This window comes from Corynebacterium sp. AOP40-9SA-29 (genome assembly GCF_052377405.1).
In the GTDB taxonomy this organism is placed as follows: Bacteria; Actinomycetota; Actinomycetes; order Mycobacteriales; family Mycobacteriaceae; genus Corynebacterium.
Genome location: NZ_JBQSWR010000001.1, coordinates 204,138 through 218,331, shown reverse-complemented (window position 1 = coordinate 218,331; position 14,194 = coordinate 204,138). Strand labels below are relative to the sequence as shown.

At 68.6% G+C, this 14,194-nt stretch carries 13 protein-coding genes; 12 read left to right on the top strand and 1 reads right to left on the bottom strand.

What is annotated here, in order from left to right; genetic code table 11:
• Window positions 1–12 precede the first annotated feature (12 nt).
• From proC to hemL, 12 genes are all read left to right on the top strand, one after another.
• Entirely contained in the window at window positions 13–843 is an 831-nt protein-coding gene (gene proC, locus ACT3SZ_RS01080) for a pyrroline-5-carboxylate reductase (RefSeq protein ID WP_444616000.1), read from the top strand.
• A gap of 241 nt (window positions 844–1,084) precedes the next feature.
• The gene (locus tag ACT3SZ_RS01075; protein ID WP_301442153.1) at window positions 1,085–1,285 is read left to right on the top strand and encodes a helix-turn-helix domain-containing protein; all 201 of its coding nucleotides are present in this window, start codon (window positions 1,085–1,087) and stop codon (window positions 1,283–1,285) included.
• A 228-nt stretch (window positions 1,286–1,513) separates the two neighbouring features.
• A complete protein-coding gene (locus ACT3SZ_RS01070; protein ID WP_003855542.1) occupies window positions 1,514–1,615 on the top strand; it encodes a 30S ribosomal protein bS22 in 102 nt (33 codons plus the stop codon).
• A gap of 118 nt (window positions 1,616–1,733) precedes the next feature.
• Window positions 1,734–2,036 carry a glutaredoxin family protein gene (locus tag ACT3SZ_RS01065; protein WP_444615999.1) on the top strand — a complete coding sequence of 101 codons (303 nt, stop codon included), beginning with the start codon at window positions 1,734–1,736 and terminating at the stop codon, window positions 2,034–2,036.
• 166 nt (window positions 2,037–2,202) lie between these two features.
• Window positions 2,203–3,651, top strand: a complete 1,449-nt coding sequence (locus ACT3SZ_RS01060; protein ID WP_444615997.1) for a glutamyl-tRNA reductase — start codon at window positions 2,203–2,205, stop codon at window positions 3,649–3,651.
• The gene (gene hemC, locus ACT3SZ_RS01055; protein ID WP_444615996.1) at window positions 3,648–4,637 is read left to right on the top strand and encodes a hydroxymethylbilane synthase; all 990 of its coding nucleotides are present in this window, start codon (window positions 3,648–3,650) and stop codon (window positions 4,635–4,637) included. Before ACT3SZ_RS01060 ends, hemC begins: the two co-directional genes overlap by 4 nt.
• 70 nt (window positions 4,638–4,707) lie before the next feature.
• On the top strand, window positions 4,708–6,561 hold the full coding sequence (locus ACT3SZ_RS01050; RefSeq protein ID WP_444615995.1) for a uroporphyrinogen-III synthase: 1,854 nt from the start codon (window positions 4,708–4,710) through the stop codon (window positions 6,559–6,561).
• A gap of 31 nt (window positions 6,562–6,592) precedes the next feature.
• Entirely contained in the window at window positions 6,593–7,597 is a 1,005-nt protein-coding gene (gene hemB, locus ACT3SZ_RS01045; protein ID WP_444615993.1) for a porphobilinogen synthase, read from the top strand.
• 28 nt (window positions 7,598–7,625) lie between these two features.
• Window positions 7,626–8,369 carry a hypothetical protein gene (locus tag ACT3SZ_RS01040; protein WP_444615992.1) on the top strand — a complete coding sequence of 248 codons (744 nt, stop codon included), beginning with the start codon at window positions 7,626–7,628 and terminating at the stop codon, window positions 8,367–8,369.
• A 3-nt stretch (window positions 8,370–8,372) separates the two neighbouring features.
• Window positions 8,373–8,882 carry a hypothetical protein gene (locus ACT3SZ_RS01035; protein ID WP_444615991.1) on the top strand — a complete coding sequence of 170 codons (510 nt, stop codon included), beginning with the start codon at window positions 8,373–8,375 and terminating at the stop codon, window positions 8,880–8,882.
• A gap of 3 nt (window positions 8,883–8,885) precedes the next feature.
• Window positions 8,886–11,642: a heavy metal translocating P-type ATPase gene (locus tag ACT3SZ_RS01030; protein WP_444615990.1), complete on the top strand. Its 2,757-nt coding sequence runs from the start codon at window positions 8,886–8,888 to the stop codon at window positions 11,640–11,642.
• Between the two features lie 95 nt (window positions 11,643–11,737).
• The gene (gene hemL, locus ACT3SZ_RS01025) at window positions 11,738–13,042 is read left to right on the top strand and encodes a glutamate-1-semialdehyde 2,1-aminomutase (RefSeq protein WP_444615988.1); all 1,305 of its coding nucleotides are present in this window, start codon (window positions 11,738–11,740) and stop codon (window positions 13,040–13,042) included.
• A 17-nt stretch (window positions 13,043–13,059) separates the two neighbouring features.
• Here hemL and ACT3SZ_RS01020 read toward each other — a convergent pair whose 3' ends face one another.
• Entirely contained in the window at window positions 13,060–14,118 is a 1,059-nt protein-coding gene (locus ACT3SZ_RS01020; RefSeq protein ID WP_444615986.1) for an iron-siderophore ABC transporter substrate-binding protein, read from the bottom strand.
• Between the last annotated feature and the right edge of the window lie 76 nt (window positions 14,119–14,194).

The following is a 14,194-nucleotide window of genomic DNA, read 5'->3' as shown; positions in this document are numbered from 1 at the left end:
ACGCTGGTGGGTATGACACGTATTGCATTTATCGGCGGAGGAAACATCGGTGAGGCCCTGATCTCGGGTCTCGTGGCTGACGGGGGGTCGGCCGACAAACCCGACGTCGTCGTCTTCGACCCGAGTTCCGACCGCCTCAACTTTCTCCACGAGAAGTACGGCATCACCGGTGCGGACGACGCCGCCACCGCAGCCGCGGAGGCCGACTTCGTGGTCATCGCCGTGAAGCCCCACATCGTCGTCTCCGTCCTGGAGGACATCTCCTCGACGCTGGACAACAACGACGCCGAGACCGTCGTCGTCTCCGTCGCCGCAGGTGTCAGCCTGGGGACCATGGAATCCGCCCTGGCTGCCGGAGTGCCGGCCGTGCGGGTCATGCCGAACACCCCGATGCTCGTCGGCAAGGGCATGAGCGCTGTCGCCGGTGGACGGTTCACCTCCGCCGAGCAGGTTGAGGCAGTCAAGGACCTCTTCGCCACCGTCGGCCAGTCCGTCGCCGTGGCGGAGAAGGACATCGACGCGGTCACCGCCGTCTCCGGTTCCGGCCCCGCCTACATCTTCATGGTCGCCGAGGCGATGACGGACGCCGGCGTGCAGCTCGGCCTGGCCCGTCCGGTCGCTCAGCAGCTCGCGATCGCCACGGTCGAGGGCGCGGCCACGATGATGGCCCAGGGGGAGAAGAACCCCGTGGATCTGCGCGCCAACGTCACGAGCCCCGGCGGGACGACCGCTGCGGCCACCCGTGGTCTCGAGGAGAACGGTCTGCGGACCGCATTCTTCCGGGCGATGCAGGCCTGTGTGGACCGCTCTGTGGAGCTCGGCCGCCCGGCTGACGAGAAGTAGGCCGACCTACCCGCTTCCCCCGTCCGGGGGTGGGGGTAACGGTGTGACGCCCCCTGCGTCCCTCAAGTCACAACCGTGTCACCAGTGTCTCCCGTCTCCCAGGTCTTCAGCCGTTAACTTTTGTCATTCTCGTCGCAATATTCACGAGATTAACGATAGGATAGGGCGAGCGCCCGACGTGTCGAAGTTCTGCAGGAGGGGAAGCCTGCAGCGCGTGCGTGCGTCGTAAGGATTGGAAATTATGGCAAACAATGACAGTGGTACGTTCCTGACGGTCGCAGAGGTCGCCGAGCTAATGCGGGTGTCCAAGATGACCGTCTACCGCCTGGTTCACTCCGGTGAACTGCCGGCGGTGCGTGTCGGACGTTCCTTCCGCGTGCATGAGCAGGCGGTGCAGGAATACCTGGGTGCCTCGATCTACGAGGCGGGCCAGACCGGCTAGCCGGGACTCGAGACCCCTCCCTCACATCGACCTTGAGTCGGTGAGAGGGAGGGGTCTTTTGCCGTTGCAACGCTCCGCCAGTTAAACTAGACCGCATTCGTGTCGGATCGGTCCCGATCGGTGAGGTTATCCTGCCGTTTGCCGTCCGCCTGCGGTGCCATCGCGTACTGTGCGGGAACCGACCAGCAGCATGATCCTTAACCGAAGACCTACCACGAGGGAGGACCCATGGGTTCTGTCATCAAGAAGCGTCGCAAGCGCATGTCGAAGAAGAAGCACCGCAAGATGCTTCGCCGGACCCGCGTTCAGCGTCGGAAGCTCGGTAAATAGGCCGATGCCCCACGAGGCGCGGTCCCGACTCCCCATCACCGGGGAGCGGGGCCGCGCTTTCGTTATGTCCCGGCATGACCCGTCATGTACGCCGGGCGCCTGTTCTAGGCTGGGGGACATGGAGTCGAGCAACGAACACACCCCGACCGTGACGATCATGGTCCGCGAGACCTGCGGGTCCTGCGCGCGCGTGCGTCGGCAGATCGAGCCGGTGTGCGCGGGGCAGGGGGCCGTCCTGCAGGTCGTCGACGTCGACACCGACCGTGCGCTCGCCGTGGAGTTCGGTGACCGGGTCCCGGTCATCCTCGTCGATGACGAGGAGGTGGCGTGCTGGGAGATCGATGACGAGGAACTGCTGGAGGCCCTCGCCGCGGCGCGCGCGGAGGCTGGGTCGACCGGCCCCTCAGCCCAGTCCCGTTAACCGGGGGTCGGTAACAGCGCTCTCCGGTGCTTTTGTTATTGGGACCCATAAGGGGATACCGTAGGTACCCGGTAACGCTGGACGGCGTCGCCCGCCGCGCGTCGGTGGGTGGGACCGTCACAGCGCAAGAGTAACCACTGACGATTTCGCGGGAGGCTGTGCAGCCATGGCAGGACTCGGGATCACCGGACCGGCAGCCGTCCTTCTGGTCGGTTTGTCCTTCCGGTCGGCACCAGTGCCGGTTCTCGAGAAGGCGTCGGTCTCCCCGGCGGAACTCAACCGGTTGGAGCGCGACCTGGTCGCCGGCGACTGCGTCACCGAGGCTTTGATCCTCTCGACGTGCAACCGCATGGAGTTCTACGTCGCGACTTCCGCCTTCCACCCCGCGCTCGACCACGTCGTGGAGACGATCGCCGCGCACGCCGATATGCAGGCCGTGGACCTGGAGCCCTACCTGTACGTCCGCTATGCCGACGCCGCCGCGGAGCACATGCTCACCGTGGCCGCGGGTCTGGATTCGATGGTGGTGGGGGAGCAGCAGGTCATTGGCCAGCTGCGCAATGCCTACACCTCCGCCTCTGACAATGGCGCTGTCGGCACCACGCTGCACGACCTCACCCAGCGCGCGCTGCGCACGGGCAAGCGCGTGCACACCGAGACCAGCGTGGACGAGGCCGGTTCCTCGATGGTCAGCTTCGCGCTGGACCACGCGCTCGCGGAGCTCGGCGTGGCGGACATGGCAGGACGCGACGCGGTGGTCATCGGCGCCGGGGCGATGGCCTCGCTGGCGTCGACCTACCTCGGACGCTCCGGCGTCCGCCAGGTCACCGTGGTCAACCGGACGGTGGCACGTGCGGAGAACCTCGCCACCCATGCCCGCGAGGCCGGCGTGGACGCCGCCGCGAGCGGCTTCGATGGACTGCAGGACGCACTGGACGGTGCGGCCGTCGTCGTCTCCGCCACCGGTGCCGTCGGCACCGTGCTCGGGCCGGACGACCTTGCGCAGGCGCAGCGCAACAGCCCGCACCGTATGGTGCTGGTCGACCTGTCGATGCCGCGTGACATCGACGACGCGGTGATGGACGTCGCCGACGTGCGCCTGTTGAACATCGAGGAGCTCACCGCACTCGCCGGTGACGGTGCCCGCGACGAGTCCGCCGCCCGCACCATCGTGGCCACGGAACTCGCCGAGTACCTGGAACAGGTGCGCGTGCAGTCGGTGGTGCCGACGGTGAAGGCGCTGCGTCGCCGGGCCGCCGACGTCGTCGACGACGAGCTCGGCCAGTTGGTCCGCCGCACGCCCGGCATGGCCGACGGCGACCGTGCCGAGGTCGCTCGCACGGTACGTCGCGTGGTCGACAAACTCCTGCACACCCCGACCGTGCAGGTGAAGAAACTCAGTTCGCAGGACGGCACGGTGAACTACGCGGAGGCCTTGGCCACGCTGTTTAACCTGCCGGCCGGTTCCACGTCCTCGGTGTCCCAGGCCATCGAGCCGGGGGATGCGGGCAAGGCCCGGATCGGTAACGTCCTGCAGCAAACGGTGCAGCAGGAGAATTCGGCGCAAGACACAACGCACGACACAGGTGAGACGGATATCGAGGAGGCTTCGTGAGCAGTCAGTCCGCTGAGGCGCGCGACCTCCTCGTCGGGACGCGTGCCAGTAACCTGGCACGCACCCAGGCCGGCACCGTGCGCGACGCCCTGACCGGCGTCCTGAAGGACATGTTCGGGGAGGCCGCCGGCGCCGCCGAACTGCACTTCGTGCACACCCCTGGTGATGCCTCCCAGAAGGCCCAGACCCCGGTCAACCGGATCGGTGTCGGCGTATTCACCGAGACCCTGCGCAATGCGCTGGCCGACGGCGAGTGCGATGTCGCGGTGCATTCCTTCAAGGACCTGCCCACCGCACCGGACGAGCGGTTCATCGCCGTCGTACCGCCGCGTGTCGACCCGCGCGAGGTGCTGGTCAGCATCAACGGACTGTCCCTGCGTGATCTGCCCGAGGGGGCAAAGGTCGGTACCGGTGCTCCGCGTCGGGTGTCCCAGATCCGCGCGCTGCGTCCGGACCTCGAGGTTTGCCCGCTGCGCGGCAATATCGACACCCGTATGGGACGCGTCAGCGACGACGACCTCGCCGCCGTGGTGCTGGCCCGTGCCGGGCTGGAACGCGTTGGTGTGCTCGACCGGGCCTCGGAGACGGTGTCGGTGGACGACATCCTGCCCGCACCCGCCCAGGGGGCGTTGTGCGTGGAGGTTCGTGCCGACGACGAGGAGGCCGTCGCCGCCGTCCTCGGGCTGGACGATCCGGTCGCCCATGCCACCGCCGTCGCCGAGCGCGCCGTGCTGGCGGAACTCCAGGCCGGATGCACCGCACCCGTTGGTGCCTGGTCAACCTACATCGATGGCACGCTGACCCTGCGCGGCGGTGTGTTTGCCCTCGACGGGTCAAGACAGCTCCTTCGCGAGCGGTCAGTCGACCTGGAGATACCGCAGGGCCCGTGGCTGTCTACCGCCGCCGACCTCGGCCATGCCGTGGGACGCGAGCTCATCGACGGCGGGGCCGCCGAGATCATCACCGACATCGTCGGTGCACGTTGACCTGGTATTGACCGGTCCGTCGCACCCCGTCCACACAGCACAGCCTGACCTACCTGAGAAAGTCACCTCCATGACCACTGCCGGAATCCCCCAGACGGGACCCACGAACAGTCCCCTGACTGGCCGCGGACGCGTCCTGTTCGTCGGCGCCGGCCCCGGAAACCCGGAGCTGCTGACTGTCCGCGCCCGCGAGATTCTCGAGAACACCTCGAGGGTGTGGGTCGACCCCGCCGTCACCGCCGCCGTGCGCGGCATCATCGCCGAGCAGCTGCCGGTGCCCGAGGACAAGCGTGCCGCCGCGGAGAAGGAGTGGGAAGCCGAGCTGGAGGCGGCGAAGGCCGCCGGTGCTCGCCGCCGCCCGCGCCGTCCTACCGAGGTCACCGCCGCCGAGATCGTCTTCGCCGCACCGCACACCGCCGAGGCGGTGGCCGTGCACGCGGCTGCCGAGGAGGCCGCCCGCGACGCGGAGGCGTCCGGCTACGCCGCCTACCCCGATAGCCCCGACCCGGACGAGATCCGCCCCGTGGAGGCCGCCGAGGTCGCCCACGCGATGGTCGATCACGTGCACCACGGTCACAGCGTGGTCCGCCTCGTCGCCGGCAACCCGGTGAGTAACCCGGCGGTACTCATGGAACTGCAGGAGGTCGCCGCCCTCGGCGTGGAGTTCGAGGTCGTCCCCGGTATGACCGGAGCCTCGGCCCTGCCCGCCTACACCGGTATCGCCACCGGCGACGGCTACACCGCGGTGGACCTGACCACCGACACCGGCTCCGAGCCCGACTGGGACGGCATCGCCGCGGCACCCAAGCCACTGATCCTCACCGCCGCGCCGTCCGACCTGCCGGTGATCACCGGGGAACTCAAGAAGCGCGATGTGGTCGGCAGCACCCAGGTCACCGTGACCACGCACGCCACGACCCGGCGTCAGCGTTCCTACGACGTCACCCTCGACACCCTCAAGTCCGTCGTCGCCGCCTCCGGGCCGCTGGCGAAGGAGGGGGAGATGCCCCAGGAGCTCGTCGTCACGGTGGGCACCCAGGCCAGCCGGCGCAGCAAGTACTCCTGGTGGGAGAACCGCTCGCTGTACGGGTGGACCGTGCTGGTGCCGCGCGCCAAGGACCAGGCCGGCCCCATGAGCGCGCGCCTGGCGTCCCACGGCGCGATCCCCATCGAGGTGCCCACGATCTCCGTGGAGCCGCCGCGCAGCCCCGCCCAGATGGAACGCGCCATCAAGGGCCTGGTGGACGGCCGCTACCACTGGATCGTGTTCACCTCCGTCAACGCGGTCAAGGCCGTGTGGGAGAAGCTCGCCGAGTTCGGACTGGACGCCCGGGCGCTCGCCGGTGTGCGTGTCGCCGCCGTCGGCGCCAAGACTGCCCAGGCGGTCCGCGACCTGGGCATCACCCCGGAACTGCTGCCGAAGTCCAATGCGCGCAATGCGTCGGGCCTGGTGGATGTGTTCCCCGCCTATGACCAGGACCTTGATCCGGTGGACCGGGTGCTGCTGCCGCGCGCCGACATCGCCACCGACACCCTCGTCGACGGCCTGGTGGAGCTCGGCTGGTCCGTGGAGGACGTAGTCGCCTACCGCACGGTGCGCGCCGCCCCGCCCAGCCAGGAAGTCCGCGACATGATCAAGTCGGGTGGCTTCGACGCGGTGTGCTTCACCTCCTCGTCGACGGTGAAGAACCTGGTCGGCATCGCCGGCAAGCCGCACACCCGCACCATCATCGCCTGTATCGGCCCGATGGCCGCGCAGACCGCCCGCGAGCATGGACTGCGCGTGGACGTGATGCCCGAGGTCGCCGGCGTTCCCGAGCTCATCGATGCCCTGGCACATCACGTTGCCGAACTGCGCACGGCCGGGCAGCTCCCGCCGCCGCGCAAGCGCCGTCGCCGGCGGCGTCCGGTAACCGGGCAGTAGCGCCCGCGACGTCCGGCGTACGATCAGCACCATGACTGATCACGCTCACCCCGTCCGCCGTCCCCGCCGCCTGCGCACCACCCCGGCGATGCGAAACTTCGTCGCCGAGACCCACCTGGAACCCAACCAGCTGGTCCTGCCGATGTTCATCGCCGATGGGCTGGACGAGGCGCGCGAGATTTCCGCAATGCCCGGTGTCTACCAGCACACCGACTCCTCGCTGCTGCGCGCCGCCGAGGAGGCGCTGAACGCCGGGGTCGGCTCCGTCGACCTGTTCGGCGTCCCCCTCCCGGAGGCGAAGGACGCCGAGGGTTCGCAGGCCTGGGCCCGCGACGGCGCCCTGAACCGGGGCCTGGCCGCCCTGCGCCGCGAGTTCGGCGACGACCTCATCGTCATGGCGGACACCTGCCTCGACGAATTCACCGATCACGGCCACTGCGGCGTGCTTACCGTGGACCGTTTCGGATCCACCGTCGTGGACAACGACGCCACCCTGCCGCTCTACGCCCGCATGGCCGTCGCCCAGGCGGAAGCTGGGGCACACGTCGTGAGCCCGTCGGGCATGATGGACGGCCAGATTGCCGTCATCCGCGAGGCGCTGGACGACGCTGGCTTCCAGGACGTCTCCATCCTGGCCTACTCCGCGAAGTACGCCGGCGCGTTCTACGGCCCCTTCCGTGAGGCCGTCGGCTCCTCGCTGCAGGGCGATCGCAAGACCTACCAGCAGGATCCCCGCAATGCCCGCGAGTCACTGATGGAGGTCGAGCTCGACATCGCCGAGGGCGCTGACATGGTGATGGTCAAGCCCGCCATGCCGCACCTGGACATCCTGCGCCAGGTCGCCGACTTCTCCACCGTGCCGGTGGCCGCCTACCAGGTGTCGGGGGAGTACTCGATGATCACCGCCGCCGCGCAGAAGGGGTGGATCGACCGCGAGGCCGCCATCATGGACTCGCTGACCGGGATCCGCCGCGCCGGCGCCGACATCATCCTCACGTACTGGGCGACCGAAGCCGCCCACCTCCTGCGCGGCTGAACGCCTGTTGGCTAAGCTGGGCTCCGATATGACACAGCAGACACCCCCGAACAAGCCGCAGGGACTGCCGGGCATGCCGGACGGACCAAAGGGCCCACGCGGCGAAAAGGACTCAGGCAGCTCCGACAGGCCGTTACCGCCGAAGGTCGGCCGCCCAGGCGGGCTGGCACCTTCGCCGAAGGACGCCCCGGAAAACGTCCGCGACGGCGTGCGTGCCTGGTACATCGTCGGTGCCGTGCAGGCGCTCACCGCCGTGCTGCAGCTGGTCATGACGCTGCAGGATCCCCGCCAGCTGACCAGTCAGGTGCGCGAGCAGATTAGTTCCGGCTCGATCCCCGACGGGGTGTCGGAGAGCACGCTGGTCACCGGTACCGCCATCCTGAACCTGCTGTTCAACCTGGTGGCCGTGGCGGTATGCGTGTACCTGACCTCGCGGGTCGCGCGCGGAGGGGTGCGCAGTCGCCTGTTCCTGTGCGTGGGTTCGGTGTACCTGGCGCTCATGGCGCTATTGCAGGTGTTCTCGTCCCCGCCGGACTCCGGTGCGACCCCGCTGGTGCTGCTCGTCGGCGCGGGCACGATCATTTCCGGCGTCATCGCCGCCGTCGGCATCTGGCTGATCACGCGTCCGGACAACGCCGACTGGTTCGGTCTGCCGGATAAGCAGGAGATCGAGGAGTACGCCGACAAGATGGCCAAGCGCAACGAGGAACTCGACAAGGAACGCGCCGAGAAGAAGAAGCGTAAGGCCGAGAAGAAGAACAGGGGACGCTGAACCGTGCCCAGCATGTTCCCGGTCTCCCACAACTCCGACCCCGGCGACCGTAACCGTGCGATCCGCTACTGGGCTCCGGGCGACGGGATTCCCGGGGCGGTGAAGGTTGCCGTGGTGCTGTTCATTGTCGCCGGCATCGGCCTGCTGGTCAGCGGCGTGGTGATGTGGGTGGTCGAACGTCCGGTCGTCGACGATGCCGAGCAGATGGCCTACGTCGAGACGCTGTCGGCGAATATGCGTTGGGTCGGTTCGATCCAGATCATTGCTGCAGTGGCAGTGGGGGTGCTGGTTCCGGGCCTGTTGAAGGGCGATGCCCGTCGGCGCCGCTGGCTGATGATCGCCGTCGCGGTCGCCATGGGTTTCACCCTTGTCGGCTGGGTTTTCAACGTCGGCGACATGGAACAGCCGCTGGTAGCGCTGTTTCTCGCGCTGGCCAGCCTAGCGATGTACCGCCCGGCGGTGCGCACCTACTTCGGCGATACCCCGGGCGAGCTGCAAGACCGGGAGGGCTGAGCCGTGGAACCGGAGGTGTCGGACGAGGTATCGCGCGCCATCGCCGAGGCGAGGCGTGCCGCCCGCGCGGCTGGGCTCGCCCCCGACGACCCCGATGGTGACTACGACCCCGATGATCCCGAGGCATTCGAGCACTCCTGGGGCTATGGCAGGCACGGCCGACAGGGCCGGCAGGGCGGTCAGGGCAGAGGCGGGGTGCGCCTCACGTCCTTCACCTTCCACCTGGAGGGTCTGGAGTCCGCCGCCCACGCAGGACGCGTCGAGGGCGCGCTCAACGTGCTGCCCGGTGTGCAGGCGCGCGTCGTGTACTCCACGTCCATGGCCTGGGTGACGGCACCGGAGTCGCTGAAACCGGATGTGCTGCGCAATGTCATGACCGATGCGGGCGTGGAGTCCTGGTTGACCGTCGCCTCGCTGCGACGCCGCGCCGAACGTCTGGCGCGGCCACGTCCGGCGAGTTTCTACGCGCACCGTCACCGGGAGAACCGTGCCCGCGCGGCGCTGGAGGGGGAGTCCTTCCACCAGCTCGGGCAAGGCCGTCGACGTCACCAGGTCGGTACCGAGGTGCTTTACACCGCCCGTAACCTCATCACCGGTGCTCGATTGCTCGTCGCATTGCTCTTCGGTCTGCCGGTGGTGGTGTTGCAGCTCGTGCCCTCGTGGCAGTTCGACTACTGGCAGTGGGTGTGCCTGGGCCTGGCTACACCGGTGGTGTTGTGGAGTGCGTGGCCATTCCACCGCGCCACGCTCGGCGGGCTGCGGCGCGGCATGCCTGCGCTCGACGCGGCATCCTCCGCCGCCATCCTGCTGGCCTACCTGTACTCCCTGGTGGAACTACTCACCGGCCCGGCCGGTGAGCCAGGTTGGCGGGCCGGCAATATCCTGATCTCCTGGGGCTACCAGACCGACGCCCTGTTCTTCGACGTCGCCTGCGGTTGCACGATCCTGTTGTTGTTCGGCAGGCTCGCCTCGCGCCGTACCCGGTTGCGCTCTCTGCTGGCGCTGAACATGCTGTCGGTCGAGCGCGGTGGCGACGTGACCGTGGTGCGCAAGCCCCGCGGCGGCCAACCCACCAAGTCGGTCATTCCCGCCGCCGAGATCCGCGTCGGTGACGACGTCCTCGTCGGCACCGGCCAGGTCATCCCGTGTGACGGTGAGGTCGTGGGAGGACGCTCCGTCGTCGACGCCGGACCGTTCAGCGGCGGGCGCGGCGATGTGCCCGTCGAGGTCGGAGCCACGGTCTTCGCTGGCTCCACGAACTCCGGCGATCCGCTGAAGGTGCGGGTGAACCGCACCGGGTCACGGACCAGGGTCGCGGCCGTGCGCCGTTGGATCGCCGCGGCGGAACGCGAGGAGAACCGCCTGGAGCAGCTCGCCACGCGCACAGCGTCGTTACTGGTGCCCTGGGCCGCGGTCATCGCGGTCATCGCTGGGATCGCCTGGTGGACGGCATCGTCGAGTATCACCGCGGCGGTCTCTACCGCGCTGACCGTGCTCGTCGCCGTCGCCCCCGTCGCCCTGGCCCTGTCGACCACCCTGGCGCTGCGCCTGGGGCTGGCGCGCGCGGCGTCCGACGGCATGTTGCTGCGTGACACCGGCACCGTCCACCGCCTCGCCGCGGTGGACACGATCATCTTCAACCGGGCCGGCACCCTGACGAAGGGGCCGATGAACGTCGTCGGCGTGACCCCGGCCAAGGGCGAGGTCGGTGAACTGGTGCTGCGCGTTGCCGGCGTGCTGAGCTTGGAGAGCCCCCACGGGGTCTCGCGCGCGATCGTGCGTGCGGACCGGGAGTCGCGCGATAGCGGCGCCGGGGGAGCGGACGTGCCGCACTGGCTGGAGGCCGGTCCGGTGGAGGTCGACGGCAAGGGCGTGTTCACCGCGACGGTCGACCTGCCGATCGCCGACCCGCAGACCGGCGAGAAGGCGCTGCGCCCGGTCCAGGCGCAGCTGTGGCGTCCGCGCGACCTCTCCGAACTCACCGATCCCACTCTGGCGAACGCCGTGCTCAGCGGTGGGACGCCGCTGGTGGTCAGCTGGCGGGGACGTACGCGCGGGGTGATCAACGTTGCCGACGCCGTGAAACCCGACGCCGAATCCTCCGTCCACTGGCTCGAGGACGCCGGCGTGGAGACCTACATGCTCTCCCGCGACACCTACCCGGTGGCCCGGCGGATGGCGGATTCCATCGGTATCTCCAAGGTGCTCGCCGGCATCATCCCCTCCCAGAAGGCCCCGGCGGTGCGCAATGTGCACGCTCATGGCGCGACCGTGGCCATGGTCGGAGACCAGGACGTCCTCGACTGCCTGGAGGTCGCCGACGTCGGCATCCTCATGGGCTCGGCCGACCGGCTCGACAATATCGGCGGGGAGCACGGGGAGGTCCGGGGCCTGGACTCCGCAGGCAGCGACGTGGTGATCATCCGCGACGACGTGTCTGTGGTGGCCGAGTCGGTGAACCTGGCCCGCCACGTGCGTGCCACCGTGGACTGGAACCTGTGGCTGGCCTGGGGCTACAACCTCCTCGCCCTGTTGCTGGCGGTGTCGGGCCTGCTGAACCCGCTGCTGGCCACAGCCCTGATGCTGGGCAGCTCGCTGCTGATTGAGTGGCGGTCGGCGCGCATCAGTCACCGCGACTTCCGGATCGGTGACCCGCTGGGCAGGGACGGTGCGGAGGTGCCGGGCAGAAACGGGGACTCGCGCCTGGCCCGGCTACGCGCTTGGGCGGGGGAGAACCTGAGCCCCTGGCAGTCGCGCTGAGCGCTTCCCCCGCGCACCCGGAACCGCGACCCACTCATTATGCTGGGGCATGTTAGCAAGACACGCGATCCAGACGGATGACGAAGGAGCGGCAGATGAGTGGACGGACCAACAGTTCGCAGGCGATGGACCAGGCTAGGGCGGTCACCCCGGGTGGGGTGAACTCCCCGGTGCGGGCCTTCGGCTCGGTCGGCGGCACCGCCCCCTTCATCGCCTCGGCGGCCGGTTCGCGTCTGACCGACATCGACGGCAATGACTACGTTGACCTCATCTGCTCCTGGGGCCCGATGCTGCACGGCAATGCGCACCCGGCTGTCGTCGAGGCTGTGCGTGAGGCCGCGGGCAAGGGACTGTCCTTCGGCGCGCCGACGCTGGCCGAGATCGACCTAGCCCAGGAGATCATCGACCGCACCAGCGTGGAGCAGGTGCGCCTGGTCAACTCCGGGACGGAGGCGACGATGTCGGCCGTGCGCCTGGCACGCGGTTTCACCGGACGCGACAAGATCCTGAAGTTCAACGGCTGCTACCACGGTCACGTGGACTCGCTGCTGGTCGCCGCCGGTTCCGGTGTGGCGACGCTGGGCCTGCCGGACTCCCCGGGCATCACCGCCTCCGCCGCGGCGGAGACCATCGTGGTGGACTACAACGACCTGGACGCCGTGCGTGCGGCCTTCGCCGAGAACCCCGGTCAGATCGCCGCGGTCATCGCCGAGGCCAGCGCGGGCAATATGGGTACCGTGCACCCGCAGGACGGCTTCAACGCCGCACTCAAGGAGATCGCCCACGCCGACGGCGCGCTGCTGATCCTTGACGAGGTCATGACGGGTTTCCGTACCTCGCGCTCCGGCTGGTTCGGGGTGGACGGCGTGGCCGGCGACCTCACCACGTTCGGCAAGGTCGTTTCCGGCGGTATGCCGGCCGCGGCCTTCGGCGGACGCGCCGACATCATGGGCATGTTGGCCCCGGAGGGGCCGGTCTACCAGGCGGGCACACTGTCGGGGAACCCGGTGGCCACGGCGTCCGGCCTGGCGTCGCTGCGTCTGGCGGACGAGTCGACGTACACCACGCTGCAGGCTCATGCCGACCGACTGTCCGACCTGATCAGCGAGGCGCTGTCGCGGGAGGGCGTGGCGCACCACATGCAGCGGGCCACGACGATGCTGTCGGTGCGCTTCGCCGAGGGGCAGGGCCACAACTTCGCCGAGATGCAGGCGGCGGATACCTTCCGCTACGCACCGTTCTTCCACTCGCTGCTGGATAACGGGGTGTTCGCCCCGCCGAGCGTCTTCGAGACCTGGTTCGTCTCTACCGCGCTGACGGACGCCGACTTCGAGCGCATCGAATCGGCGCTGGTGCCCGCGGCGAAGGCCGCGGCTGCCGCGCGCCCGGCGTCCGACTAGAGCGTTATTCTGACCCGTTACTCTGCGTCGAGCGCCTCGGTGATCATCGGGATATAGCGCTCCAGGGCCCAGGGGACGGTCAAAGGATTGATCATCGAGGACCCGGTCACGAAGGACTGGTCGGTGGGGGCGACTTCCCGGCCATCCCGGATGGCGGAGATGTTGCCGTAGACCGGGTTGTCGTGCATCTCCTCGCGGTTGGTCTCGTCGGAGTAGAAGGTGAAGATCAGGTCAACGTCGTTGAGCCGGTCGGCGTCTTCGAGACTGAACTGGGCGGAGTCGGTGCCCACGACCTCGTCCTCCTTCATCTCCTCCACAACCGGGGCGACCTGCAGACCCATGTTTGCCACCATCGCGGCACGCTGCTCGCTGGGCAGGAAGACGCCCATGTTCTCCGCGGGTCCCTGGTTGTAGATGAAGGCGAAGTCGTGCTCGGAGAACTCGGGGTGCTCCTCACGCACGGCGGCGAAGTCGTCCTCGATCCCGCTGATCAGGTCATCGGCCTGGTCGGGCTCGCCCAGCGCGGTGGCGATGGTGGTGATCTGGTCCTGCCAGTCGATCGTCCACGGGCTTTCGGGGTAGGCCACGGTGGGGGCCACCTCGGAGATCTGGTCGTACTGGTCCTGGGTGAGCCCGGACCACGGTGCCAGGACGAGGTCGGGGTCCAGGGCGGCGATCTCCTCGGCGCTGACGTCGTCACCACCGGTGATGAGCTCGGGCAGGTCGCCGTCCTGATCCTCGACCGCCTCGCGGATCCAGGGGAGGTAGCCGGAGTCGTCGGCACCCCATTCGTAGCTTTCGGTGGCCACCGGGGTCACTCCCAGAGCGATGGCGGTCTCTGCCGACCCCTGGCCGAGTGTGACGATCCTCTCCGGCTTCGAGGTGATCTCCGCCTCGCCGAGGGCGTGGGTTATGGTGACGGGTTCGAAGTCCCCTGACCCGGATCCGTCGGAGGAGCCGTCGGTGGACTCCGAGGTACAGGCGACCAGGGTGGCCGAGGTCAGGACGGTTGCCGCCATGGTGGCGACGACGCGGCGCAGGCCGCGTCCGGAGGTTTTCCGGAGGATAGTTGACATGAGGGTAGGCTAGCATGCACACCGAGGTGACTCACGTTCACTAAGAGGTGGAGTTGTGGTCGTTCACTTATGAGCT

Excerpts from the sequence above, each read along its gene's own strand:
- proC (WP_444616000.1), top strand. The coding sequence starts at position 13 with ATGACACGTATTGCATTTATCGGCGGAGGAAACATCGGTGAGGCCCTG.
- ACT3SZ_RS01075 (WP_301442153.1), top strand. The coding sequence starts at position 1,085 with ATGGCAAACAATGACAGTGGTACGTTCCTGACGGTCGCAGAGGTCGCC.
- ACT3SZ_RS01070 (WP_003855542.1), top strand. The coding sequence starts at position 1,514 with ATGGGTTCTGTCATCAAGAAGCGTCGCAAGCGCATGTCGAAGAAGAAG.
- ACT3SZ_RS01065 (WP_444615999.1), top strand. The coding sequence starts at position 1,734 with ATGGAGTCGAGCAACGAACACACCCCGACCGTGACGATCATGGTCCGC.
- ACT3SZ_RS01060 (WP_444615997.1), top strand. The coding sequence starts at position 2,203 with ATGGCAGGACTCGGGATCACCGGACCGGCAGCCGTCCTTCTGGTCGGT.
- ACT3SZ_RS01050 (WP_444615995.1), top strand. The coding sequence starts at position 4,708 with ATGACCACTGCCGGAATCCCCCAGACGGGACCCACGAACAGTCCCCTG.
- hemB (WP_444615993.1), top strand. The coding sequence starts at position 6,593 with ATGACTGATCACGCTCACCCCGTCCGCCGTCCCCGCCGCCTGCGCACC.
- ACT3SZ_RS01040 (WP_444615992.1), top strand. The coding sequence starts at position 7,626 with ATGACACAGCAGACACCCCCGAACAAGCCGCAGGGACTGCCGGGCATG.
- hemL (WP_444615988.1), top strand. The coding sequence starts at position 11,738 with ATGAGTGGACGGACCAACAGTTCGCAGGCGATGGACCAGGCTAGGGCG.
- ACT3SZ_RS01020 (WP_444615986.1), bottom strand. The coding sequence starts at position 14,118 with ATGTCAACTATCCTCCGGAAAACCTCCGGACGCGGCCTGCGCCGCGTC.